The sequence below is a fragment of the Lysinibacillus sp. JK80 genome (assembly GCF_027557635.1).
Lineage (GTDB): Bacteria > Bacillota > Bacilli > Bacillales_A > Planococcaceae > Lysinibacillus > Lysinibacillus capsici.
Window position 1 is genome coordinate 867,201 of sequence record NZ_CP058997.1, and the last position, 25,014, is coordinate 892,214.

At 39.1% G+C, this 25,014-nt stretch carries 24 protein-coding genes, 1 pseudogene, 1 riboswitch and 1 other annotated feature; of the genes and pseudogenes, 9 read left to right on the top strand and 16 right to left on the bottom strand.

Annotated elements, in window-relative coordinates:
• Window positions 1-208: 208 nt before the first annotated feature.
• The 3 genes and pseudogenes from HXV90_RS04500 to HXV90_RS04510 form a co-directional block, all read right to left on the bottom strand.
• Window positions 209-1,384, bottom strand: a complete 1,176-nt coding sequence (locus HXV90_RS04500; RefSeq protein WP_269898486.1) for an MFS transporter — start codon at window positions 1,382-1,384, stop codon at window positions 209-211.
• Window positions 1,385-1,514: 130 nt separating this feature from the next.
• Window positions 1,515-3,192 (bottom strand): annotated as a pseudogene (gene argS / locus HXV90_RS04505) (arginine--tRNA ligase).
• Window positions 3,193-3,236: 44 nt separating this feature from the next.
• Window positions 3,237-3,456 (bottom strand) — a binding site (T-box leader).
• Between the two features lie 81 nt (window positions 3,457-3,537).
• Complete coding sequence (locus HXV90_RS04510; RefSeq protein ID WP_269898487.1) at window positions 3,538-5,424, bottom strand: FAD-dependent oxidoreductase; 1,887 nt, start codon at window positions 5,422-5,424, stop codon at window positions 3,538-3,540.
• A 598-nt stretch (window positions 5,425-6,022) separates the two neighbouring features.
• Between HXV90_RS04510 and HXV90_RS04515 the strand changes: the two genes are divergently transcribed.
• Together HXV90_RS04515 and HXV90_RS04520 are read left to right on the top strand one after the other, a co-directional pair.
• Window positions 6,023-7,627, top strand: a complete 1,605-nt coding sequence (locus tag HXV90_RS04515; protein WP_004230062.1) for an ABC-F family ATP-binding cassette domain-containing protein — start codon at window positions 6,023-6,025, stop codon at window positions 7,625-7,627.
• 128 nt (window positions 7,628-7,755) lie between these two features.
• Window positions 7,756-8,475, top strand: a complete 720-nt coding sequence (locus tag HXV90_RS04520) for a metallophosphoesterase family protein (protein WP_269898488.1) — start codon at window positions 7,756-7,758, stop codon at window positions 8,473-8,475.
• Window positions 8,476-8,532: 57 nt separating this feature from the next.
• Here the strand turns inward: HXV90_RS04520 and HXV90_RS04525 are convergent, their stop codons facing one another.
• The 4 genes from HXV90_RS04525 to HXV90_RS04540 form a co-directional block, all read right to left on the bottom strand.
• Window positions 8,533-9,279 (bottom strand): amidohydrolase family protein, encoded by a 747-nt coding sequence (locus tag HXV90_RS04525; protein ID WP_269899020.1) that lies wholly within the window; start codon window positions 9,277-9,279, stop codon window positions 8,533-8,535.
• Window positions 9,280-9,478: 199 nt separating this feature from the next.
• Window positions 9,479-10,714: a beta-ketoacyl-ACP synthase II gene (gene fabF, locus HXV90_RS04530; protein WP_269898489.1), complete on the bottom strand. Its 1,236-nt coding sequence runs from the start codon at window positions 10,712-10,714 to the stop codon at window positions 9,479-9,481.
• 27 nt (window positions 10,715-10,741) lie between these two features.
• Entirely contained in the window at window positions 10,742-11,299 is a 558-nt protein-coding gene (locus tag HXV90_RS04535; RefSeq protein ID WP_016993630.1) for a TetR/AcrR family transcriptional regulator, read from the bottom strand.
• A gap of 80 nt (window positions 11,300-11,379) precedes the next feature.
• Window positions 11,380-11,850, bottom strand: a complete 471-nt coding sequence (locus HXV90_RS04540; protein ID WP_103118110.1) for a DinB family protein — start codon at window positions 11,848-11,850, stop codon at window positions 11,380-11,382.
• Between the two features lie 169 nt (window positions 11,851-12,019).
• Between HXV90_RS04540 and HXV90_RS04545 the strand changes: the two genes are divergently transcribed.
• Entirely contained in the window at window positions 12,020-12,658 is a 639-nt protein-coding gene (locus HXV90_RS04545; RefSeq protein ID WP_048392874.1) for a hypothetical protein, read from the top strand.
• A 58-nt stretch (window positions 12,659-12,716) separates the two neighbouring features.
• Window positions 12,717-13,532, top strand: coding sequence for a S1C family serine protease (locus HXV90_RS04550; protein ID WP_103118108.1), 816 nt, complete (start codon window positions 12,717-12,719; stop codon window positions 13,530-13,532).
• A gap of 61 nt (window positions 13,533-13,593) precedes the next feature.
• Here the strand turns inward: HXV90_RS04550 and HXV90_RS04555 are convergent, their stop codons facing one another.
• From HXV90_RS04555 to HXV90_RS04565, 3 genes are all read right to left on the bottom strand, one after another.
• Window positions 13,594-14,085 (bottom strand): YkvA family protein, encoded by a 492-nt coding sequence (locus HXV90_RS04555; protein WP_066036791.1) that lies wholly within the window; start codon window positions 14,083-14,085, stop codon window positions 13,594-13,596.
• A gap of 274 nt (window positions 14,086-14,359) precedes the next feature.
• Window positions 14,360-14,560: a cold-shock protein gene (locus HXV90_RS04560; protein WP_004230088.1), complete on the bottom strand. Its 201-nt coding sequence runs from the start codon at window positions 14,558-14,560 to the stop codon at window positions 14,360-14,362.
• Between the two features lie 222 nt (window positions 14,561-14,782).
• Entirely contained in the window at window positions 14,783-15,067 is a 285-nt protein-coding gene (locus tag HXV90_RS04565; protein WP_206542475.1) for a DUF1033 family protein, read from the bottom strand.
• Between the two features lie 123 nt (window positions 15,068-15,190).
• Here HXV90_RS04565 and HXV90_RS04570 point away from each other — a divergent pair, with 123 nt between their 5' ends.
• The 3 genes from HXV90_RS04570 (at window position 15,191) to HXV90_RS04580 (ending at window position 17,632) form a co-directional block, all read left to right on the top strand.
• Window positions 15,191-16,918, top strand: a complete 1,728-nt coding sequence (locus HXV90_RS04570) for a globin-coupled sensor protein (protein WP_048392879.1) — start codon at window positions 15,191-15,193, stop codon at window positions 16,916-16,918.
• Window positions 16,919-16,963: 45 nt separating this feature from the next.
• Window positions 16,964-17,245: an acylphosphatase gene (locus tag HXV90_RS04575; protein ID WP_016994023.1), complete on the top strand. Its 282-nt coding sequence runs from the start codon at window positions 16,964-16,966 to the stop codon at window positions 17,243-17,245.
• Window positions 17,246-17,365: 120 nt separating this feature from the next.
• Window positions 17,366-17,632: a CPCC family cysteine-rich protein gene (locus HXV90_RS04580; protein WP_016994024.1), complete on the top strand. Its 267-nt coding sequence runs from the start codon at window positions 17,366-17,368 to the stop codon at window positions 17,630-17,632.
• 94 nt (window positions 17,633-17,726) lie between these two features.
• On the opposite strand, the gene HXV90_RS04585 is transcribed toward HXV90_RS04580, so the two are convergent.
• Window positions 17,727-17,903, bottom strand: a complete 177-nt coding sequence (locus tag HXV90_RS04585; protein ID WP_016994025.1) for a hypothetical protein — start codon at window positions 17,901-17,903, stop codon at window positions 17,727-17,729.
• A gap of 450 nt (window positions 17,904-18,353) precedes the next feature.
• On the opposite strand from HXV90_RS04585, the gene HXV90_RS04590 reads away from it, so the two are divergent.
• The gene (locus HXV90_RS04590; protein ID WP_004230101.1) at window positions 18,354-19,004 is read left to right on the top strand and encodes a 5-bromo-4-chloroindolyl phosphate hydrolysis family protein; all 651 of its coding nucleotides are present in this window, start codon (window positions 18,354-18,356) and stop codon (window positions 19,002-19,004) included.
• Entirely contained in the window at window positions 19,001-20,068 is a 1,068-nt protein-coding gene (locus HXV90_RS04595; protein ID WP_009371332.1) for a toxic anion resistance protein, read from the top strand. Before HXV90_RS04590 ends, HXV90_RS04595 begins: the two co-directional genes overlap by 4 nt.
• A 48-nt stretch (window positions 20,069-20,116) precedes the next feature.
• Here the strand turns inward: HXV90_RS04595 and HXV90_RS04600 are convergent, their stop codons facing one another.
• From HXV90_RS04600 to odhB, 5 genes are all read right to left on the bottom strand, one after another.
• Window positions 20,117-20,314, bottom strand: coding sequence for a DUF6501 family protein (locus HXV90_RS04600; protein ID WP_048392887.1), 198 nt, complete (start codon window positions 20,312-20,314; stop codon window positions 20,117-20,119).
• Between the two features lie 263 nt (window positions 20,315-20,577).
• Entirely contained in the window at window positions 20,578-21,309 is a 732-nt protein-coding gene (locus tag HXV90_RS04605) for an amino acid ABC transporter ATP-binding protein (RefSeq protein ID WP_004230107.1), read from the bottom strand.
• Window positions 21,310-21,321: 12 nt separating this feature from the next.
• Window positions 21,322-22,047 (bottom strand): amino acid ABC transporter permease, encoded by a 726-nt coding sequence (locus HXV90_RS04610; RefSeq protein WP_004230111.1) that lies wholly within the window; start codon window positions 22,045-22,047, stop codon window positions 21,322-21,324.
• A gap of 170 nt (window positions 22,048-22,217) precedes the next feature.
• Window positions 22,218-23,075: a transporter substrate-binding domain-containing protein gene (locus HXV90_RS04615; protein ID WP_269898490.1), complete on the bottom strand. Its 858-nt coding sequence runs from the start codon at window positions 23,073-23,075 to the stop codon at window positions 22,218-22,220.
• Between the two features lie 119 nt (window positions 23,076-23,194).
• A riboswitch (Lysine riboswitch) is annotated at window positions 23,195-23,381 on the bottom strand.
• A 340-nt stretch (window positions 23,382-23,721) separates the two neighbouring features.
• Entirely contained in the window at window positions 23,722-24,984 is a 1,263-nt protein-coding gene (gene odhB, locus HXV90_RS04620) for a 2-oxoglutarate dehydrogenase complex dihydrolipoyllysine-residue succinyltransferase (protein WP_048392889.1), read from the bottom strand.
• Window positions 24,985-25,014: the final 30 nt, after the last annotated feature.

The window sequence follows — 25,014 nt, forward strand, 5'->3', positions numbered from 1 at the left end:
ATCAAGGACTAGTAATGTTTCAAGTTTACATAATATTATTATTGGATAATCAATATTAGAAAAATGCAGCAACTTCCCTAAAGTCATTTCTTTCTACCCATTAATATTGATGGAAGACAAAATTTGCTGTGAGGATGGAAGGATATTATACCCTCAAAATAATTTTCACATAAAAAGACATGTGCAACCTGACACATATCTCTTACAATCATTTTTTTCTTAATAGTCCAGTCGTTACTAGAATGCCGAGCATTAATAATACAAAGATCAGATACGTCCATGTATGGTTGCCCGTTAGGTCATAGCAAATGCCTATTAGAATGGGGATAATGGCACTTACCATAAAGCCACCTGCCAGCACCATAGATGACCAACTGGTGGCCTCCTGATCATTTTTGGCTTCATCAAGAGGCAGCAATAGTCCGATTGGAAATAGCCCGCTTAGCACAATGCCAATTAATAAAACAGCCAGCCATAGGTAAATACCCGCTGTCAGCCAGAGTAGCATAAATCCAATCACGCCGACAAAGCTAAACACTAGTAGCCAGGCCATTCGACTAGACCATTTTTCCATTAGAATTGGTACCGCCATATTCCCTATCATTTGTACAATAGACATAATTGTTAGCATGGCACTGGATGCCTCTAATGACAGGCCTTTATCCTGCAATAGCGGCGTAAGCCATGACATGATTGAGAAAAAGAGTGATGTTTGTAAACCAAAGTACAGTAAAATTACCCAGGCACGTCTAGATGTCCACGGATTACGGATTTCTTCTGACGTAGTTACTTGTTGGAGCTGCTCGTTGTGTTCGGATGGAATTGCCGCTAGCCAGATAACGAGCGCAACTATAGCAAGGATTGACCACATACCAAGGGCGATTGTCCAGCTATTACTGAAACTCTGATAAAAAGTCACGGTTAAGGCTGCACTTAAAGTAGCCCCTACGCCTATACCGAATGAATAGATACCGACTACTGTCGTAAAGCGTTCTGGAAACTTTTTCTTAATATAAGCATTTAGAATAGGACCAATCATTGCAATCGCTAAGCCTGCCGCAAAGCTTGTCACGATGAGCAAGAGATAGCTTGCTTGGAAAAAGCGTAGCCCATTCGCGACAACAAGGATGGCCACTAAAAGGGTGATAGCTGATTTCGTCCCCATTTTTCGCTGAAGCGGGACAGCCAAAGGTGCGAATAATCCCATACAAAAAACGGGGATAGCTGTGAGAAAGCTCATGCTTGTATTCGAGACTTGTAAGGATGTCATGAGGACATTAAAAAGCGGTCCTATTCCCGTGACAGCTGGCCTCATATTAAGAGCGACAAAAAATATACTAATGACCACGAAGGTGAGTGATAATGTCCAATGTTTTTTAACCAATTGTTTGATCCCCTCTGTTATTACGCAGCCTTCATTTATGAAAAGCTTGCATGGATTCCTCTATCCTTTTATCATGTTTTCGATGGTTGGTCAATGATTGGACAGTTTACCTTTACATGGCTAAGGCTTCTTACATATTTTCAGGTGATTCAATACCTAATAAGGCTAATGACTCTTTTAAAACAATAGCAACACTCTGACATAATGCAAGACGGGATGCTTGCTGTTCATCTATCTTCTGCTAATATTTTGTACTGTGCATAATATTTATTAAATAAACGTGCCAGTTGTAAGGCATATTTCGCTATTTGGGACGGATCAGCCTGCTCAAAAGCCATAGCTACCGTTTTAGGAAACTGTTCTAGTAATAAAATAATCTGCCAAGCCTGCTCTCCTAAAGATTTGAAGAGCATATCTTGAGTCGGAGCTTTCTTTTTATCTAAAATAGAGCAAATACGTGCATATGTATACTGTACATATGGCCCTGTTTCGCCTTCAAAATTCATCATTTGCTCGATTGAAAATTCAATATCGTTGAGACGATAGGATTTTAAATCATTAAAAATTACCGCTCCAACCCCCACTTGCTTTGCGACTTGCTCTTTGTTAGGTAGAGAAGGGTTTTTCTGCTCCATATTACGCTGTGCAGTCGTTATAGCTTCTGCTAGTACATCTGCTAATAACACCACTTTGCCTTTACGCGTCGACATTTTTTTGCCATCCTTCAGCATCATGCCAAATGACACATGTTGCAGATTCTTTGCCCAAGGATAGCCCATTTTTTCGATGACCTGAAAAAGTTGTTTAAAGTGGAGGGACTGCTCATTGCCAACAACGTAGAACATCTTTTGGGGCTGGTAGTGCTGTTGGCGATACAGGGCTGCTGCTAAATCACGCGTCGCATAAAGCGTGGCTCCATCCGTTTTCGTTATTAAACATGGAGGCATCTCCTCCATCTCCACAACATACGCACCTTCTGATTCCACAAGGAGCCCTTTTTCTTTTAATTCTGTTACAACGGACGGCATTTTGTCATTGTAAAAGGCTTCACCTATAAAGGCATCAAAATGAATTCCTAATAGCTCATATATTGTTTGAAATTCTACGAATGACACATCTCGGAACCATTGCCATAATGCCTGTGCCTCTTCATTACCGCCCTCCAATGCTTTAAAGGCGGCACGAGCCTGTTCATTGAGCGTTTGGTCTTGCTCAGCCTCTTCATGAAACTTCACATAAATCTTTAATAACTCCTCTATTGGTGATGCTGAAATAGCTTTTTTATCACCCCAAAGCTGATAAGCAACAATAAGCTTGCCAAACTGTGTACCCCAGTCCCCTAAATGATTGATACGAATGGCTTGATAGCCATTTTTTTCTGCAATATTTGCTAAGGCATTGCCGATGACCGTTGAACGTAAATGTCCCATCGAGAAAGGCTTGGCGATATTAGGAGAGGAAAAATCCAAGACGACCGTTCCCATCTTTGTTGGCGTAGTACCATATTGTTGCTTGTCGCGCAGAATCTTGCGTAACACCTGTTGCGTCACCTTTTGTTGATCAAGAAAAATATTGACATAGCCACCAACAGCTTGCACACGCTCGATACTGTCATGATTTAATTGACTTGCTATATGTGCTGCGATACTTTGCGGTGATTTTTTCCACACTTTTGCTAGAGTAAAGCATGGAAAGGCTACGTCCCCTAGCTCCAAGCTTTTGGGTTTTTCTAATAATGACAATATGTCCTCTCCTATTATTTGCTGCTTTAATGTGACTGCTATACTGTCGGCGATTTGTTGATTCATTTTGCTCCTCCTCCTGTTCAAATAAAAAAGCCCTCGCCTCTATAATTAGAGACGAGAGCATGATAATCCCGTGGTACCACTCTAGTTGCCATGTCACATGACCACTTTCCGTTGTTAACGAGGTGACGCCCCGCTATTCTCTACTATTTGTTCGAGAATCTTCTCCAAAGTGCGCTTCATTCATGGTTCCTGCATTAGGCTCCCACCATCCCTAACTCGCTAGCCAGTCATTCCATCAATTACTCTCTTTTTCATCGAATTTTTTTATGATTTTGACATATATTACAGGACTTTCTAATTGGCGTCAACCCTTTTTTACGTTGCCGTTTCAGCAAAAAACGCTCCTCACAAGGAGGAACGTTTTTTTTCTACATAATGAATCACATCAGCCATAATCGCATACATCTCTTTTAATTTTAATTTCTTATTATCAGAGACTTTTTTCGCTACTTTCTCCGTGACAATTCCTTTTTCTACCAATGTATCCCAGCTAGTCGCATTGGATTCACCGATGAGGACGTCAGCCAAATATTGAGCTAACTCATCTCGCTCAATAGCTTCATCGCCTTGATTATAAACTTTATTGATGACAATTTCGAGCTGGTCCTTCATTCCTGCTGCACTTTCTCCACCAGCACGTAGCATGCTCTCTTTTAACATTTTAGCAAACTTTATTTTCGTCGCCTTACTGTCTACTTTTAGGTCATTATCATAGCCGCCCACAACAAGGCCGTAATTAATGAGGGTTTGAATGGCTTCATCATACCATTCTCCTTGATATGGATACTCAATTGAAAATGAATCAACATAGGCACCTTGCTTAGCCAATTGCTTTCGTAATGTAGCGATTAATGGTTTATCCTTACTCATGTCTCTAAAGGTTACATCGTGCTTCTGTGCAAGAGCAGCCGCAGTCCCAGCCGCTTCACCTGTCACCATCCCTGTTGGAACAATACGTGCACTACCAGCTGCAAGTGATGAATAACCAGCAGAGCGTCCGACAACCAGTAAGCCATCAATATCCTTCGGTACTAACGACCGGAAAGGGATAGCATATTGCTTGGGTGAAGCGATCACATAGCCGTAATCATGAGGCGTTTGCGCTTGCACATCGACTGGATAAGAGGCAATGCCAATGCTATCCCACTGATCACTATTTTTCCACAGGTCTGCCATTGGTAATTGATACTCTGCCCAAATATGTCTCGTTTCACGGACATAGAGCTCTTCTGGATAGCTGACAATTTCAGCTTTTTCAAACCCTGGGAAGTTTGTTTGTAAATATTTTAGAATGTGTAACGTTTCTTTCTTCCCAGCGACAATCGCCGCTTGTTTTGAGGATTCATTCAAACCATCAATACCAAAAATCTGTAAGGCATTGATGAAATATTCATCATCTACACGAGCTAAGTTTAACCCTCGTAATCTTGTACCCTCTTGTAATGGCTTGTATTCATCATGCAGCTTTGTAAAGCCCCACATCACCGTATGATTTAAATTAGCACCGCCAAATACACCGGAATTAGCCGCTTTTTTGACTTCATCCCAATTGACATTTTTTAAATGTAGCATTAAAGTCACAGCCATACGCTTATCCTTTATGCCAATATCTTCTCCGCCCACAAAGAAAGGAACGCCCGACAAGGCAGCAAAATCAGCATCCTGTGTAGCATCTATGAATGATTTACCCGTCACAACATATGTACCGTACTCATTTTTTAATTCCACAGACGTTAATTGTTGTTGTTTGACATTTGCTTTCACAACCTCGGTTTGCACGGATAACGTTAAGTTGGGCTCTTCATCGATCAGCTTTTTAAAGGCTGCCTTAGCACCTACAATACCAAAAGCGTCATTCCCTCTAACAAGTTCATGCCATTCCTTAAATATTCCCTCACTAATCGAGTTGTTATGGCCATCACGAGGAATGTCGAGGAAATTCAGCATACCATATGTAAATAATCCACCTAACTCTTGTCGTTTTTCGACCAGCAATGTTTTCGCACCATTTCGAGCCGCAGCCACAGCCGCAGCCACTCCCTCTGGTTCACCACCGATGACAATAACATCATATTCTTCCTCTATATGTTCAATTGGTTCTGGCTTTTTATACTCATCTACTAATTTATTGTATGCCATAGAGTTTGTTATTTCTTTAATAAAATAGTAGCTACCAAACCCAACTAAAACTACTATTACACAAGTGGCTGTCCATAATAAGCCCTTACCCATAATATACCTCCAATTGTTAAAATTTCCATCGATGTGTTTATTTAATCATCATTCCCGCCACAAGGGCTGAATGTCCTAGTTGAACGCAGGCATAGCATATCATTACCACAAACGAATAATTCTTTAGCTTACAGCATTCTTATATGAAATTATCATCAAGATAAATGAATGAAATCATTTATGAGGATTGTGATGTTTTTCGTCTAACTTTAGCAACATCTATCTAGTATAAATGAAAGAGCCACGAATAGCTGGCATTCAAAACGGGGATGGGCTTGTGGGCACCAGTGATGATTTACTTGATATATAAACAGTCAGAATCATTTTAGACGAAACCTTTGTGAATAAGCAACTAAAATCCCCGTGGTAAATGATGTCATTTTTCTATTCTTTTTCAAAAATAGTTAATCACACTACAATAGACGCCTCACTCTCCAAGAAAGTTACACCAAATTTAACTTTTTTATTGTATCTTTATTCAGTTTATGTTTAACAAAAAATGTGGAAAGAACGCCAAACCTTGATTTAATAATGTTTATAGACTATGGAACATATTTCATGCTATACTAGAGCCATTGTGAAAAAAGGAGGAACTTGCATGATTCAAGTTAGTAATGTAGGTCTTCGCTATGGCGATCGTAAACTATTTGAAGACGTAAATATAAAATTCACACCAGGCAATTGCTACGGTTTAATAGGGGCAAATGGTGCTGGTAAATCAACATTTTTAAAAATCCTTTCTGGTGAAATCGAAGCGCAGGAAGGAAATGTATCGATGGGTAAGGACGAACGTTTATCTGTCCTGAAACAAAACCACTTCGAATACGATGAGCATACAGTGCTCGACACAGTTATTATGGGGAATAAACGCCTATATGACGTGAAAACAGAAAAAGACGCTATCTATGCAAAGGAAGATTTCTCAGATGAGGATGGCATGCGTGCTGCAGAGTTAGAAGGTGAATTTGCAGAGCTAAACGGTTGGGAAGCTGATTCAGAAGCGGCTACACTATTAAACGGTTTAGGTATCTCCGATGATCTTCATTACATGCTAATGGGCGATCTTGAAGGTTCTGACAAAGTTAAAGTATTACTGGCACAGGCACTGTTTGGTCAGCCTGATGTACTATTACTCGATGAGCCTACCAACCACCTTGACTTAAAGGCAATTCAGTGGCTGGAAGAGTTCCTGATTAACTTTGAGAATACAGTTATTGTTGTATCCCATGACCGTCACTTCTTAAATAAAGTATGTACACATATTGCGGATTTGGACTTCTCTAAAATCCAATTATATGTAGGGAACTATGATTTCTGGTATGAATCTTCTCAATTAGCGCAAAAAATGGCACAAGACCAAAATGCGAAAAAAGAAGAGAAAATTAAAGAATTACAAGCGTTTATCGCACGTTTCTCTGCCAATGCTTCTAAATCGAAGCAAGCAACATCTCGTAAAAAAATGCTGGATAAAATTGAGCTGGATGATATTAAGCCATCAAGCCGTAAATATCCATTCATCAACTTCCAAATCGGCCGTGAAATTGGGAACGATGTCCTAACAGTAGACGGTCTAACAGCAAGTCATGAAGGCGAAACGCTATTCAAGGACATGCGCTTCTCGATGAACAAAGAAGATAAAATTGTTTTACTTGGTAGCCCAATGGCGAAAACAGCACTTCTTGATATTTTAATGGAAGAAAAAGAAGCGGATGCTGGCACATTTAAATGGGGTGTAACGACATCTCAAAGCTACTTCGAAAACGATCATGACAAGTACTTCGAAGGTTCTGAAAAAACATTAGTAGAATGGTTACGTCAATATTCTCCAGACGATGAAACAGAAAGCTTCCTACGTGGTTTCCTAGGACGTATGCTGTTCTCTGGTGAAGAAGTGAAGAAATCCCCTGCTGTTCTTTCTGGGGGCGAAAAGGTACGTTGTATGCTATCCAAAATGATGCTTGCGACAGCAAATGTTATTTTATTAGATGAACCTACGAACCACCTTGACCTTGAATCTATTCAAGCATTGAACGAAGGCTTAATTCGTTTCAAAGGCGCAATGATTTTCACATCACATGACCATCAGTTCATCCAAACAATTGCTAACCGTGTCATCGAAATCCGTGAAGACGGCTCTATTTTAGATAAGCAGTTAACATATGATGAATTCCTAGAGTGGAAAGATAGCCAAGGCTTAAGCTAAGCTTTCCAAAAATCCTCTATCCATAGTGGGTAGAGGATTTTTTTGTCTTTAGCGTTATATGGTTTTTAAAGGATTAAAAGGATTTTTATTGAATGATATAGTATAGCATTAATGAGGGGGTAATCTTCGTGAAGAAAATTGCAATTATATCAGATATTCATGGGAATAAAACGGCATTAGAGGCCGTATTAAAAGACATTCGCTTAAGAAAGATTGACAGAATTTTTTGTTTAGGTGATTTAATCGGCAAGGGCCCTCAAGGATCTGCCTGTATAGAACTTATCCAACAGAATTGTGAACAAGTCGTACGAGGCAATTGGGACGTATTTATTCAATCCCCTACTGACAATGATTTTCTCCAATGGTTTAAAGATCGATTAACAGCAAAAGACTATCAATATCTCGGGTCATTACCCTTCCATATTGATCTTGAATTAAATGAACAGCTCATAAGATTTTTCCATGCGTCTCCAAGAAGTGAATTTGAACGTATCCTACCAAATCATCCACTTGAAAAGCGTTTATCTATGTTTGAGAATACGGCAGTAACCAATTCAAGCCATTACAAGAAACATCCTGATATTGTGTTCTATGGCGATATCCATACAATTTTTTTACATACATATAAACAAGGAATTCTTTGTAATGTAGGGAGTGTTGGTAATTCACTTGACCTAACTTCTGCTTCCTATGCCATTCTAGATGGAACACAGTCAAACAATGCCATCCAATTTATTAGAGTAGCATATGACCGAGAGGCTGAGCTAATGATCGCAAAAGAGCTGGGTATGCCTCAATTAGATCAGTATTATAATGAAATAATGTTTGCCAACTATCGAAATGCTTAGTACCGTCATAATTAAAAAAGAATCCATTTTCATGCCAACATGGATTCTTTTTTATATTCAACGCTGAAAATACCATTGCAGCGCATTCTTGTAGAGGATTTTATCAGCAGCCTGTTGATCAAATAGCTGTTGAATCAATTCCACATCCCCATAATTAAAAGGTCGTTTAGCTCTAGTAGACGGGCAATCTGTTCCAAACATGAGGGCATCTGGATTAGCATTATAAATCGCTTGTAAAGCATGCTTCACATCCAGCTCCACACGACCAAAGCCAGTCGCCTTGACACGTACTCCCTTATCAACAAGCTTTAATAAATGTGGCAGCCCTTCTTCCGACAACCCTAAATGATCGATGGAGATGGCTGGTAATGCTTCAATTGTCGAGGCTATCTCCGGTATTTCCTTCGCATCGATATATAATTCACTATGCCAGCCCACCAAATCATAAACCCGTCGTGCAAAGGTTTCTAGCTGTGATAAATCCTCTGAGCCACCTCGTCTACTATTAAAGCGTAATGCCCGTACCCCATTGTTATGTAAATGTATAATTTCATCATCCGTGACCGTATTAGGTAATTGCGTTACCCCACAAAACGTGGGACCAAGTTGTTTCAATGCTTTTAAAAGATAGGCTTGGTCAAATCCTTGAAAAGATCCTGATACAATGGCGCCTCCCGCTATCTGGAGACTCACTGTGTCCTTTTGATAATCCTCTACTACATAGCTTGGTGGCGTATAACCTTGATTTTCGATAATCGGAAAATTAAAGTCAATGATATGAAAGTGTGCATCAAAGATTCGCATCATTTATCCCCCTTTTCCTTTGAATTTACCATACTCTAACTATAAGTTATAATACGAATTTCTAGCTATTTATCATAAGGAAAACTTATTGACTTGCAATAGCTTAAGTTCCCTCTTCTCTTTTCAAGTTGATAAAACAAACGTAAAAAATGGTATGAACAATTAAATTCATACCACTCTTTTTAGCTAAGCTAATGCCTTATTCCTCAAATTTTTTAAATGCTAGCACAGCATTATGACCACCAAAGCCAAACCCATTCGATAGCGCAAAGTTAACGTCTTGATGAAGCGCCTCATTAGGAACATAGTTTAAATCACATTCGGGATCTGGTGTTTCATAATTGATGGTTGGTGGAATAATGCCCTCCATTATACTTTTCAATGTAATAATGGCTTCAATTCCACCGGCCGCGCCAAAGAGATGTCCAGTCATCGATTTTGTGGAGCTAACCTTTAGTTGATAGGCATGATCACCAAAAACGTGTTTAATAGCCTTTGTTTCAGATTTATCTCCCTCTGGAGTACTTGTGCCGTGTGCGTTGATATAATCGATAGCTGACCCATCGATAGCACCCATTTTTAATGCCAGCTTCATGGCATTGGCAGCACCCGTAAAATCAGGAGCTGTAATATGATAAGCATCTGTTGTCACACCATAGCCAACAATCTCACCCAGAATCGTAGCACCTCTTTGTTTGGCGTGTTCATACTCCTCTAGGAATACGATGCCAGCTCCTTCAGACATGACAAAGCCATCCCGCTCGCTATCGAATGGTCGACTGGCCTTTGTTGGCTCTTCATTCCTAGTGGACATGGCTTTCATGCGGGAGAATCCTGCAAAGCTAAGTGGATTGATCGGTGCCTCCGCTCCGCCTGCTAAAATGCCATCCGCATAGCCATGTCGAATCGCTAAGAAAGCTTCTCCAATCGCCTGGTTTCCTGTCGCACAGGCAGAAACAGGTGAAAAGCTTGGTCCTTTAAAGCCCGTTTTGATTGCTAGTATTCCTGCAGCCATATTGCTAATCATCATCGGCACCATAAATGGTGACACCTTCCTAGGCCCTTGATTGAGCATCGCTTGATGATTTTCTAAAATCGTTTCAATGCCCCCAATGCCAGAGCCAATGTAAACGCCTAAACGCTCCTTATCTACCTGTTCCATATTTAAATTGGCTTGTGTCAGAGCTTGCTGGGCAGCGGCAACAGCATATTGCACAAATAGATCATATTTACTGATTTCTTTTTTATCCATATACAGCGTTGCATCGAAATCCGTACTCGTCCCAGCAATTTGCGTATTAATGCCGCTGAATGCCTCCCCTTGAATTTTTTGAATCCCTGATTCTCCTGCCTTAATATTCTCCCATAAGGCTGATACCGAATTACCTAACGGGGAAACAACACCATATCCAGTAACAACGACTCTTCGTACCATGCACATCGCTCCTTCTCGTTTCATGTCTTACTTTAACAGTTCCTTTAATTGCTCCAGCATCTTTTGAAAGAACGCTTCTCCTACAACACGTTTATATTGTAATGCCCCTTTCGTACTTGAAATAAGTAATACAGCTAGAGCCTCCAAATCATTAGTAGCTTGGAGTGCGCCCTGTTGTTTAGCATCTTTCAATAGCTCAACAAAGACATCGATTTCCATTTGACTAAGCTGCTGAAGCTTTTCTTGCATTGGTTGCGGTAATTCTTGATAATCCGCCTGTAAAGCTGATATAGGGCAAATGCCGTCTTGCTCTAGAAATTTTATTCGCTGCATAATAAAGGCAAATGGCTTTTCCTCAGCTGGCAAAGTGGACTCCTTCATCAATGTAAAAGTTCTCTCTAATCCTTGTTGAATTCTTTCGCAAACAGCAATCCCTAAGTCTCCCTTCTTCTCGAAATGATAGTGAATACTGGCTTTCGTGACGCCAAGCTCCTTTGCTAAATGCTCATAACTAAATGATGTGAATCCTTTTTCCTGAATATTCTTCAATGTTAATTCTATAATTTGCATTTTTCTATTTGTCATGGCTTTATACTAACTTACTAGTAGGTAAGTGTCAATCTAAAAAATGCAGCAGATAAATGATTTATCTGCTGCACGCGTAATTATTGCATTTCCTTTGTTGGTCCCATCACGCCAGGTACTGGTAAACCTGCTTGACGTAGTAGGACCGTCATTTGTCCACGATGATGTGTTTGATGGTCAATTAATACACGTAATAAAGCCCCTTTTGGCATCGGCGCTTTAAAGCCTGTTACTACCTCTAGTAACTCGTCATTCGAAAGCTTAGCCACTTCCTCTTTAATACCATTTGCTACGCTTTCATAGGCTGTCACGATCTCAGCCGCAGTCGATGGCACAGGATCTTCTTGGCGAATCATTGGTACTTTTAACCCTGCTAGATAGCTAAAATAACCTGCTGCTCCAACTAAATGCCAGCCTAACCAACCAAGTGTACTATGACCCTCTACAATACTTTGCTGAAGCTTGTCATCTGTTAAAGCCTGTAATACCTGTAGTGTCCCGTTTGATGCATTTGACCATTCTTGTAAGAAATCATCTACATGTCTATACATGTCTTTGCCCCCCATTTTTTCACTTCATTTCTATCATAGATAATTTTCCATGCTGTTACAAGTTTTCATTAAATAGTTTACATAATAATATTATTTATACAATCTCGTATTATTCGTATAACACTCCTCGTTCACGTATAATGAAAGAAAATAGCGAAGGAGTGTGCCCATGAGATACCCTGTTCTAGTACTTTCTGTAGTATTTTTACTGGCTGGCTGTCGTGAAGAAGTTCAGGAAGAGCCTGTGCCAGCTCCAACACCATCTGTGGAAGACAAGCAAGCAGTGGAACAAGATCAAACGTCACTTCTCTCCTATTTTCCACCTGATGGATCTGTTGCTTCTTTTCAAGGGGAAGGAAATGAATTTGCTAGCTTCACACTAAAAACTACCTACCTCGATACACAGCATATCGTACAAATAGAGGATAATGGTGGTGTGACACTATTAAAAATCTACCGCATAACGGATACAAGTATTGATCTTGTCTATCGAGAACCTGTTGACAGTAATCCAAGCATGCCAAGTGCAGCTGAGGCAGCATCTTATCCTGTACTGGAAACCGTACTTCAAAAGCCTTTACAAGTCGGGACAAGCTTTCAAGGTTGGACAATTGAATCAACGACCGCTACTGTTGATACTGGTACAACGGTCTATCAAGATGTCATCCAGCTAAGTCGCTCTGAAGATCAAATGACTACAACCAAATATTTTGCAAAGGACATTGGTCTAATTCGCAAAGAGGATACGATGGAAACAGAGCAAGATGAGCCATTTGTTGTGACATCAACCTTGCAAAAAATAGAATAATTGAAAGAAAACAGGCGTCCTGCTTGGGCGTCTGTTTTTTAGCAAAGGAGGCCAATCAATGAGTGATATACATAATGCAACCCCAAAGCAAGATGAATTAACGGAAGAAGAATTTATTGAACTTGTACTCGAGGAACAGCAAAAAGCATTAGCACAGGCGCGAGAAGAACGCATTTATGGAAAAAAGCCAAAAAAACAAAAGCCTCTTGTACGCTGGATCGTATGGGGTATGGCACTAGTGCTGTTTTTCAATACATTTGCCCTCATTTTTCAAATCTACTCCATACCCGCGCTTGAATTTATCAAGGTTTCAACGCGGCTCTCTGCACAAGAGGATATACAAACCTATAAAAAGGCAGTCGTTGAAATTTCAACAGGCTCCAGTAAAGGCACTGGTTTTGCCATCTCACCAGATGGTCTGATTGTCACCAACGCCCATGTTGTCGAACATGCCACAACATTATCAGTCGTCTTTCCTGATGAGGGACTGATGGAAGCAACATTAATCGAGAGCTATCCAGCCGTAGATTTAGCCTTTGTACAGGTGCAAGCTGAGCAACTTCCCTATCTACCTCTTGCAGAAGATCCACCTTACACTGTTAATGAACATGTCTATTTTATTGGAAATCCACTTGCTTTCACCGGCATCGCTAATGAAGGAACATTGCTAGAAGCCATTCAATTAGAAGATTGGCAGGAGCCAGTTAGGATGCTAAAAGCTCCTGTTTATCGTGGCAATAGTGGTAGCCCTGTAATCGATCAACATGGTGAGGTCATTGGGGTTATCTTTGCCACGATGAAATATGAGCCCATTGGAAATGTTGGCCTATTTGTACCTGTACAACAACTCCGAAATTTATTAGAAGAGCAATAAAAAATGAACCTGTAATAAGCAGGTTCATTTTTATAAGGTGTCTTAGGTTTACATAATATTATTATTTATCTTTACTTTCTTGCTTGACGAACTGAGCAATTGGCGATTTTACAGGAATTTTACTGACAACCTCATCACTCACTTCTGCAACCTTTTGTAGCACATGTAAAAGCTTGTCATCCCCTGTCCAATGCTTTTCCACTACATCTGGACCCAACTTATTAATAATGGTATTTACCACAAAAGTTGCTAATACAACATCATCTAAATAGCCACCAAAGCCTAGCAGTCCTTCTGGCATTAAATCCATCGGTAATACAAAATACGCAATGGATGCCCCAATTAATGCACGACTCTTTTTATCTACACCCGCATCGGTTACTGTTTTAATTAACAAATGAAATAAATCAGGCACAAACATTAAATACGGAGTAAACTTGTTACTTTTTCCCTTTTTCGACCCAAGAAAAGCTACTAATTTTGTACGTAGTTTCTGATAAAAATCTTGTTGCTCCTGTTCTTCAGGCAATTTTTCTTCATTATTCACATTCATCTGCCTCCTTCTTTACAAGCGATGCGCTATTTTGGCGGGGCTACCCTCCATTTTATAGGGTTATCCGCTACTTTTGTGCAGGTATCCTTCAGTTTCACATGGCTATCCGCTACTTTTATAGCGCTATCCTTTACTTTTGCATGGCTATCCGCCACTACTATATATTTAACCTAAAATAGGATTTGTAATCCTTAAACTTGCAAATGATACAAAAAAGACATCCTATTTGCATAGGATGTCTTGGGTTTAACGAAGTAATTTTAATTACTGAGAATTAAAGTTTAGTTACGTTAGCAGCTTGTGGTCCGCGGTTGCCATCTACAACTTCGAATTCCACTTTTTGACCTTCGTCAAGAGTTTTAAAACCTTCGCCTTGGATAGCTGAGAAGTGTACGAATACGTCGTTTTCACCTTCAACTTCGATGAATCCAAAACCTTTTTCTGAGTTAAACCATTTTACTGTACCTTGTTTCATTTAAGAAAACCTCCAAAAAATAAAAGTGAACAATATGTAATTTCTTCAGCGATTGAAAAAAATTCACATATTACAAAGAGTACCGAACTAACGCGATCACTTTTTGTAATATGTGAATTCATGTTTCCGGTGAAGCAATTAAATTGTTAAGTTAAGTATAACTGCCATCCATAATTTTGTCAAATAAAGAAAAAATCTTTTTTACTTTTTTTCAAAATTTTTTTACTTCTCTTCTATTTTACACGCAATTATTCCATGATATACTTGTGCATCATCATCGCAAGCCTCACAGTAAAAGCTTTCATCCTCAGACCAAAAAGCCCAATACTGCTCCTCTTTCGCTGCCTCATTATCGTAAGAGGAACGAAAATGCGCTAATTTTTGTTGTAATGCACGTTCAAAGAGCTCCTTCGTGTCAAATGTATCTTCAGTTTGAATATAAGCTTCCCAGCCTTCAAATTTCCACCAAGGCTCATAGTCCGCTTTCATGTAAATAATTGTATACATATTTGCCCATTCCTTGCTGTCATAAGATAGTTTCATTTTAGCAAACACAACTGAAATGTCTATTAAAACCACCTGAATTATGCTATTATTACCTTATTATACATACTTTTTGGAGGTATTTTTATGTTTTCAAGTATTCGACCTAAAGCAGAGCTAGAAGAACTACTCAAACGTGGTACAGATTTACATGCAACAGGCCGATTTTACCAAACACTGGCATTCAATCATTTCACTTCACAAGATGAGGAGCACTTAAAGGCACTCTATCAAAAGCTCAAAGACATTACCCCTTCCATGAATGCCATTTTTCATCATTATTTAAGCGAGATATCCCCTACCTCTCAATTAATCATTAGTGAAGAAAATATTAATCAATACTTAACACAGTTTTTCTTAGCAACTCGTGATGATCATTATGTAGATGAAACTGTCAAATTTTTCAATCTATTCCGCAAGCATCAATACGAGCCTGGTAAATTAATTGTTGTCTTCAACCAATTTGCCTTCTATATTACTACATATATTTTACACAATTTTGGTATCAAGCCAAATAAAGCATTTCAATATATGAAATCATTCCAATCCGCTGTCAATGTCGATCAAGAATTATTAGTGGAAGTGTTAACAGAGCGCATTATTGAAAATGTGGTAGGAGAAGTATCTTCTTTAATGGATGTCAATGCCAAAATTATGTACATGAAGGATTTAGTCTTTAGCCTAGATAAGCAAAATGAAGAGATTCAATCCTCTACTGCTGCAACAGAACAGATTGCAGCTTCTATCAACGAGGTTGCACGCATGTCTTCTCATATATCAGAGAAAACAACTGAATCTGTTGACCATGCTACAAAAGGTAAAAACGCTATTGAGCATGCCCTATCGGAGATTTTTAAAACCGAGGAGACCTTTACATCCATTGTTGACTCATTTTCAGAATTACAAAAAAGGGTAAATGATATTGAGCAGGTTGTCACATTAATCAATCAAATCGCCGATCAAACGAATCTACTCGCACTTAATGCCTCCATTGAAGCAGCGCGTGCAGGTGAACATGGGAAAGGCTTTGCGGTCGTTGCACAGGAAGTACGAAAGCTTGCTGAAAACACGGTAGCTGCGCTAAGTGAAGTATCCGCAAATGTTCATCATTTAAAGAGTTATTCGAATGATGTTTCTAACTCAATTACAGATACGACAGCTATTATTAAAGAAGCAACCGTTGAAGCAAAAGATTCGTTACCATTATTAAATGCCATTGTTCAAGCGATTGAGGGTATTAATTTAGATGTGACAAATACGGCTGCCATTTCCCAGGAACAAGCAGCCGCGATTGATGAAGTTTCAGCAAGAATGATCGAAATTTCAAGCTTGCAGGAAGATATTCGTGATTATAGTCATAATACATCCAGCGATATTCATTTATTAGGGAAAGAAATTAACCGTTTCCGTAATGATCTTATTGCTAACAATAATGTACAGCTTTCATCTATTGCCCTACTACAATTATCGAAGGCAGATCATATTTTATGGAAATGGCGCATTTATAACATGTTCCTTGGCCTAGAAAACGTTGATCCAAGCGATGTTTCTTCTCATAGAGACTGTCGACTTGGCAAATGGTACACTGCGCCTCGTACAGTCGAACGTTTCGGTCATTTACAGGACTATCATGAATTAGATGGCTATCATTTACGCGTCCATGAATCAGCGAAGCTTGCGGCTGAAGCCCATAAAGCGGGTCATATCGAACAAGCTGATGTTCATCTAAAAGAAGTCGATGAGGCATCTAAGCATGTACTTTATCACATTAATAACTTAATTGCCTATTTAGAAAAAGAACGTGTCATGCAATAAAAGGAGAGGTTCGCCCCTCTCCTCTATTAAGTAGGAGGTATTCCCTTGAACAAACGAGCAAGTATAAAATTTTTTGGTGATGTCTATGGCACAGGCTACCGATTTTTCATCAAGCAAAAAGCTATTGAATTAGGGTTAAAAGGATACTGTCGATTGAATGACGCAGAGCAAATTGAAGTGGAAGTGGAGGGCTCAGAAAAGGCACTCAATGAATTTCTCCTTTTTGTCCAAAAAGGCGTTAGTCCCCAAGCCGATTCCAATTCATTTTCTTTAGAATTATACGATGATTTAAAAGGCTATATACGTATGGAGTCAGACATTGTTTAATGTCTGGCTTTTTTGTAGTGTTGTTTTAGAGAGGGGTTCAACAATTTTTAATCTTAACACTGCATTTTGTCATATAGGAAGTATGATAAAATTATCGAAAAATATTTGGGAGTGATTATAATGAAATTTACTTGTCCTTGTTGCGGATATAAGACAATGAAAGGAAAACCACCAGGTACATACGAGATATGTGAAATTTGTTTTTGGGAAGATGACGGCGTTCAATTTTATGATTATGACTTTGGAGGTGGAGCTAATACGCTATCCTTAAGGCAAGCACAGAAAAATTTTAATATATTTGGTGCATGCGAAGAACGATGTATTGCGTTTGTAAGAAAACCAAACGAAAAAGACGAAAAAGATTCAAATTGGAAGCCGTTTTTCTAGAGAGCTGACACTGGGCTATGGGTTCTTTGAATGATGCCTCCTCTCCTATTTATTGAAATCAAAAAAGTCATGCTCTTAAGAACATGACCTATCATCATTTTTTGATTTTTATTTTTTGAATGGCAGCAACTAATATCGATTCATCAGTGATTTTCACATATTGATTTTTAGATTCCTTCATATAGCCTTCTTTGTTTAAATAGGCTTTTAATTTTGATTTTTTCTCAAAGACTTTTTCTTTCACTTTCTGTTCACTTACTGGTTCATCCATATTTTTGTAATAGACACCAGAAAAATTTTCGTCATCCTATATCCCCCTTTGTATCAGTTACGAATTCATTTGGAAAAAGTTTCATACAAGACTCATTCATTTTGGATGAAGATGCTCTTCTTAGAGAATAAACCGCTCCTTTTCGAGTTGGAGCCGCTCATGGATCTCACTTAACCGCTCGCTTTGAGGCAGAAGCCGCTCTTGAATCAAATTACGCTCCTCTATTCAGGGACCGAGATGCAAAAAATCCTCATTCCCATGTCAGAATGGCTCCTAAGGATAACAAAACCGACTTATTCATCGAAACAACTCACTTATTCTATGTATTATCATTGAGAAAGTTCACAAATAGCAGTAAAATTTATGTAAGGGATTAATTTTCAATGAAACTTTATGTCGATTATTTCGTATAAGAAGATAGACATATTGAAAAGCAAGGAGGATGAAACAATGCTTAGTGTCGGACAGTTTTTCTCTAGACATAGTGCCAGCTTTCTTATTTCGCTCACAACTGTTTCTATCGCAGCAATTGCGGCAAATCCTGGATTCTTCCTTGGTGGTTTACTGTTTGCGGGTTCCTATGCGACGAGTACAGCGTTGCTGAAACATAGACAAAAAAAGAAAGTCATGCAAATAGCAGGCATCACAAAAGAAGAATTCAAACACATTGAAACACAAGTATTAACAGCTAATAAGCATATTCAAACATTGAGTCAAAACTATTTACGTGTACGTTCTGTTTCAGCGTTTAAACAACTACTTGAAATGACGCGTATCTCCAAAAATATCGTCAAAATCGTCAAGACAGACCCACGTAAATTTTATAATGTGGAACCATTTTTCTATGCACACTTACCTTCTGCTGTAGAATTAACGGATAAATATACAATGCTTTCCAAGCAGCCAGTGAAGGATAAGGAAATTCAATTAACTTTATCCAAAACACGTGAAACCCTAACTGATTTGAATGACACAATTCAAATTGATTTGAAGGATGCGCTTGCAAATGATATCGATCATCTGCAAATGGAGATTGAATTCGCAAATCGTTCCAATCTTAGACGTAGAGAACAATTGGACTGGCGAGGCGATGATAAATGACAGCAAACGAACACGCATTTCAACTAAATACCATACCAGGGCTTTCTCCACTAGTCCAATCCTATTTAGAAACAACTCCGCAAAACGAGGCGATGGCGACTTATGAAACGCTATCGCCTCTTGCACAAAGTCGTGCATTACTGTATGCCAGTCAAATCGATTTGACTGATTTTGAATCATTGCTGTCCCTTGGGCAAGATTCACAGCGAGCTCTGTCTCAATTTGCCGACCGCATGCTTGCTCAAGTAAAGCAAAAGGATGTCACTAAAATTGGTCAAATGCTGGATTCTTTAATGCAGACGTTAGATCGAGTAGATCCGACTGCTTTGGAACCAAAAAAGCAAACCTTTTTCAAAAAAATCTTTGGCAAAACCGAGCCTAATGTGAAGCAAACACTCACAGAATTTGAACGTATTAGTATACAGGTGGAGCGCATTGGCGTTCAGCTAGAACGTGCACAGCTTCAGCTGATAAAAGATGTTGAAAACTTAGAGGCGCTTTATGCCCATAATCGAGGATTTTTTGAGGAATTGGCAACGGCGATTGCCGCAGGACAAATGAAAAAGCAGCAAGCCATTGAGGTAGAGCTACCTGCACAAATAACGAGTGTCCAAGCTACCAAACAGCCACTTGCGATCCAGCAATTAAATGACTTTGCTGCTCAAATCGAAAGACTCGATCAACGTATTTATGATTTACAAGTATCACAGCAAGTCGCTCTGCAAACAGCTCCTCAAATTCGTATGATTCAGCAGGCCAATCAAACATTAGCTGAAAAAATTGAGTTTTCTATCGTTACCTTGATTCCGCTCTGGAAAAACCAACTGGCGATGATGCTATCGATGCATATGGATCATCATTATGCACGTTTAGAGGAGCGATTATCAAGGGCTCATGATCGCTTCTCAAGTCCCACGTTTGAACAGCAAGTTTCGAAGTTTAAAGAAACACAGCAAGAGCTGCAAACAGCAATTAAAGATGTCTTTGCCCTGCATACCGCAACTGAACAAGAGAAACAACAGCTACAGGATGTGGCGGGTGCTAGCAGCTATCAGCGAGATTAACAAAAAAATGGGTGGCTCAGCAAATGTTCTGAACCACCCTGTTTGTTTTTATTCAAAATAATCTTTATAGTAGCCACCGACATTACCTGTGTTGTCGATGATAAAAACGAACTCTTCTGTTTCATTTTTCACTTCATACTCTTTTCCTACTGTCAATACGTTTGATACTAAGTATTTCGATGCATTTGTATGTTTGCAAGTAACCGTTCGTAATGTTGGCGCATCTTTCCATTTTAAATGTAACATATTCTCTCTACCTCTCTTTACTAGCAAAAGTTAATGTCTATTGCTTATTTTATAATATTTTTGGTCTTTTGTGGAGAAAAAAGAAATACTATACCTATTCTATCCAAAAAAAATGAATATTTGAGGTGTTATGATGAGTTTTGGTGGTGTACCGCAATGGTTTTTTATCATTGCTGTAGCATTCGCAATCTGCTTTGTACTTTATGCAGAATGGAATTCTAGAAAATAAGTGAGTCCAACAGGTTGGACTCACTTTTTTGTGCTTATTTTAATGTACGCTTTAAAAATTCCTTCGTACGTTCATGTTGTGGATTGACTAATACTTGTGCTGGAGGGCCTTCTTCCACAATTACACCTTTATCCATAAAGACAACACGATCTGCTACTTCTTTGGCAAATTCCATCTCATGTGTCACGATGAGCATCGTATTGCCCTCGTTTGCTAGCTGACGCATTACCTTTAATACCTCACCCACCATTTCTGGGTCTAATGCGGATGTTGGCTCATCGAATAGCATTACATCAGGATTCATTGATAAGGCACGAGCGATGGCCACACGCTGCTTTTGTCCGCCTGAGAGTTGACGGGGCTTGGCATTCACATATTGATCCATGCCAACGATTTTCAAGTATTTAAGCGCCGTTTCTTCTGCTTCTTTTTTCGAACGTTTTAACACTTTGATTTGGCCCACTGTGCAATTACTTATGACATTGTGGTTGTTAAATAAATTGAACTGCTGGAACACCATGCCTAAATGTGTGCGATATTCTTGAATATTGTGCTTTTCATCTAGGATGTCTTCCCCTTTATAAATAATTTGACCGCCACTTGGCGTTTCTAATAAATTTATGCAACGAAGCAATGTGGATTTACCAGAGCCAGAGGAGCCAATTAAACAAACTACCTCCCCTTTTTCCACTTGGAAATTCACATCTTTTAACACTTGGTTACGTCCAAATGATTTACTTAAATGCTCGATTTTAATGACTGCCATTTGTGCGTCCCCCTATACGGCTTCTTTTTGTTCTTTTTGATAGGCATCAGGACCATCTAGACGTTTTTCAACATACAGAAGGATGCGAGATGCGGTAAATGTCATGATGAAATAAAGAACACATGCAACGAAGAATGATTCGAAATAACGGAAGTTGTTACCCGAAATTGATTTTGTTTGGAAGAATAATTCCGTTACTCCAATGACATTTAATACGGCTGTATCTTTAATATTCATGATTAATTGGTTACCTGTCGCTGGTAAAACATTACGCGCTACTTGTGGTAAGACAACATGAAGCATAATTTGGAAGTGATTCATGCCAATTGCTGATGCTGCCTCGTATTGACCATTATCAATGGATACAATACCGCCACGAACAATTTCTGCCATATATGCCCCTGTATTGAGGGAAACGACTAAAATACCTGCTGTAATAAAGTGCATATCGATACCGAATGCGATATCTAATCCGTAGTAGACAACCATAGCTTGTACAATCATTGGTGTACCACGGAAAAATTCAACATAGCATGTTAGTATAAAATTAATGAGCTTTAAGCTATAAAATTTCACACCTTTTTTACGAACTGGAATCGTATGCATAATTCCGATGAAAAATCCGATAAATGCACCAATAATTGTACTAATACTCGAAATCAGTAACGTATAATACGCACCTCGTAAAAACATTTGCCAGTTGTTTTCAATAATTGAAAGTATCCATTCAAGACTCATGATGTTCCTCCTAACAATGTCATCTTGCTCGCTTATTTCTTTTGTGTCCTAGCTCTTTCTACCATTCTATGATTTGTCACGCTAGGACATTATCATTATGTAGAGAGGTTCTCATTTTGATAATGATGAAATGATCATGCACGGACTAATTGCTAGTCCGTGCCATGTCATTATTGTGCTGCGGGTTGTTGAGAAATAGCTTCTTCCATAATCGCTTGACGATCATCTTCTGAAATGCCTTTTAGGATTTCATTGATTTTTTCACGATTTGTATCATCTTTACGTAAGCCTACAGCAATTGAAGTATTTGATAGGTCTGTATCAAAGCCTTCTTCAAATGCTACATATGTGAATTTATCGTTGGCAGCAGAAGCGGAAATGCCCTCTGGACGTTCAGCTACATAGCCATCAATTTTACCTGCTTCTAACGCCACACGCATTGCTGGGAAGCTCTCCATTGCTGTTTGCTTTTCTACGCCTTTAATTTGATCGATAACTGTGTAGTTTGATGTATTTAATTGTGATGTAATTTTAGCACCTGAGAAGTCTTGAATCGATTTTGCGCCTTCATATTTGCTACCTTTTTTAATAACCATAACAAAATCAGAAGTATAATAGTTTTCTGTAAAATCAATTGTTTTCTTGCGTTCTTCTGTTGGTGACATACCTGCAATAATTGCATCAATTTTGTTTGATTGTAGCGCTGGAACTAAACCGTCCCACTCCATTTTAACAATGACTAACTCTTTGCCTAGACCTTCAGCGATTTTCTTTGCCATTTGTACATCATAGCCACCTGCATACTCTGCATTATCCGCAATTTTCACTGCGCCATTTGCATCGTCTTGCTGTGTCCAGTTGAACGGTGGGTAGCCAGCCTCCATTCCAATTCGGAATTCACCGCCACCTTCTTCTTTGTCAGTTCCAGCATCACTTGAACCGCCCTCTTTTTTGTCACTTGTGCCACATGCAGCTAGCACAATTGCCGTCATGATAGAGATCATTACTAACAACCATTTTCTTTTCATGAAAAACTCCCCTTTTCTGTAAAAAAATAAGACAACTGTACTAAAAAAGACCTAAGTTTATTGAACTTAGGTCTTACCTTTTATGACAGTTGCCCAAATCCTCACTATAATTTCCATGTTTCCGAGATAGCACAACCTAGTAAATCTGGAAATCCATTTACTAGGACAGTCCTGCACTTATTCACTGCAGACCCAGTATAAAAGTACGAGCTCCTTTTATACTTCGGCGATATTTCCTTCTTCATTGCGTCTTCGCTTGCTTTTACTCAACAATGAACTAATAAATACCGCGCCTCTACCTCACTGGTAACAATTCGTGAGGTTTGTTTATTTAATTGATATTTAGATACTACTATAAAACTAATATGTTCGTCAAGACGATTTTAACATTTTTCTGACTAATGACAATATTAGGATATTGTGCGTTCTGCTTCCACTTTAAATCGTTGAACTTTTGTTGATATTTCTGAAAATTACAACAAATATTTATTATAGAGTATGTTCTACATATGAGAAAAGTTGCGTTTTTTTCTTTCTTTGCTCCTATAAACGATGTACCATTCGTACTCTTTCAAGCATAGAATCGCTCAATACCTTTCGTCATACAAAAAACCCTGCTGAACATTGTTCGCAGGGTTTAATGGAATTATGAATTTAATAATAAATCTTCAGGATTTTCGATTAATTCTTTAACTGTTTTTAAGAATCCTACAGAATCTTTACCATCGATGATACGGTGATCGTATGAAAGTGCTACATACATCATTGGACGGATTTGAACTTCACCATTTACTGCAACTGGACGGTTTACAATTGAGTGCATACCTAAAATACCAGCTTGTGTACCGTTCATAATTGGTGTTGACATTAATGAACCGAATACACCACCATTTGTGATTGTGAATGATCCACCAGCCATGTCATTTAAGCCTAATTTTTTATCACGAGCTTTTGTCGCTAAGTTAGCAATATCTTTTTCGATTTCTGCAAAGTTTTTGCTATTAGCATCGCGTACAACTGGTACGACTAAACCTTCTTCAGTCGATACAGCAATACCGATATCAAAGAAGTTATTTAAATGAATCTCATCGCCAGAGATTTGAGCGTTTACGTATGGGTATTTTTTCAGTGCTGCAACAACAGCTTTAGTGAAGAATGACATGAAACCAAGTTTGATGTCGTTTGCTTTTACAAACTCTTCTTGTTTACGTTTACGAAGTGCCATGATGTTTGTCATGTCAATTTCGTTGAATGTTGTTAACATTGCTGTTGATTGTTTAACTTCTAATAAACGTTTTGCAATTGTTTGGCGACGACGGCTCATTTTTTCAATTGTTACACGGTCAGAATTAGCTGCTGGTGTGAATACTACTGGGCCACCTGAAGTTGCTACGGATGTAGGTGCTGCTGCTGGTGCTACAGCTGGTGCTGTACCATGAGCTGCTACATCTTGTACACGTACACGTCCTTGTGGATCTACTGGAGATACCGCTGCAAGGTCAATACCTTTTTCACGTGCAAGACGACGTGCTGCTGGAGATGCAACTACACGCTCACCAGAAGTTTCTTCTACTACTGGAGCTGCTGCAACTGGTGCAGGTGCTGCTTGTGGCGCTGCTGGTGCAGGTGCTGCCTCAGTTGGTGCTGCCGCTGCTGGAGCTGCTGCTGCGCCTTCGCCTGCTTCTACTACTGCGATAACTTGACCAACTAGTACAGTATCGCCTTCTTCAGCTAAAATTTGTGTTAATACACCTGCTTCTTCAGAAATGATCTCAGCGTTTACTTTATCTGTTTCAAGTTCAACGATGAATTCACCTTTTTCAACGCGATCGCCCACTTTTTTTACCCACTGTGCGATACTACCTTCTGTAATCGATTCTGCTAATTCAGGGACTTTAATTTCAGCCACTTTCATTTCCTCCTTTGATTAACGTGCATG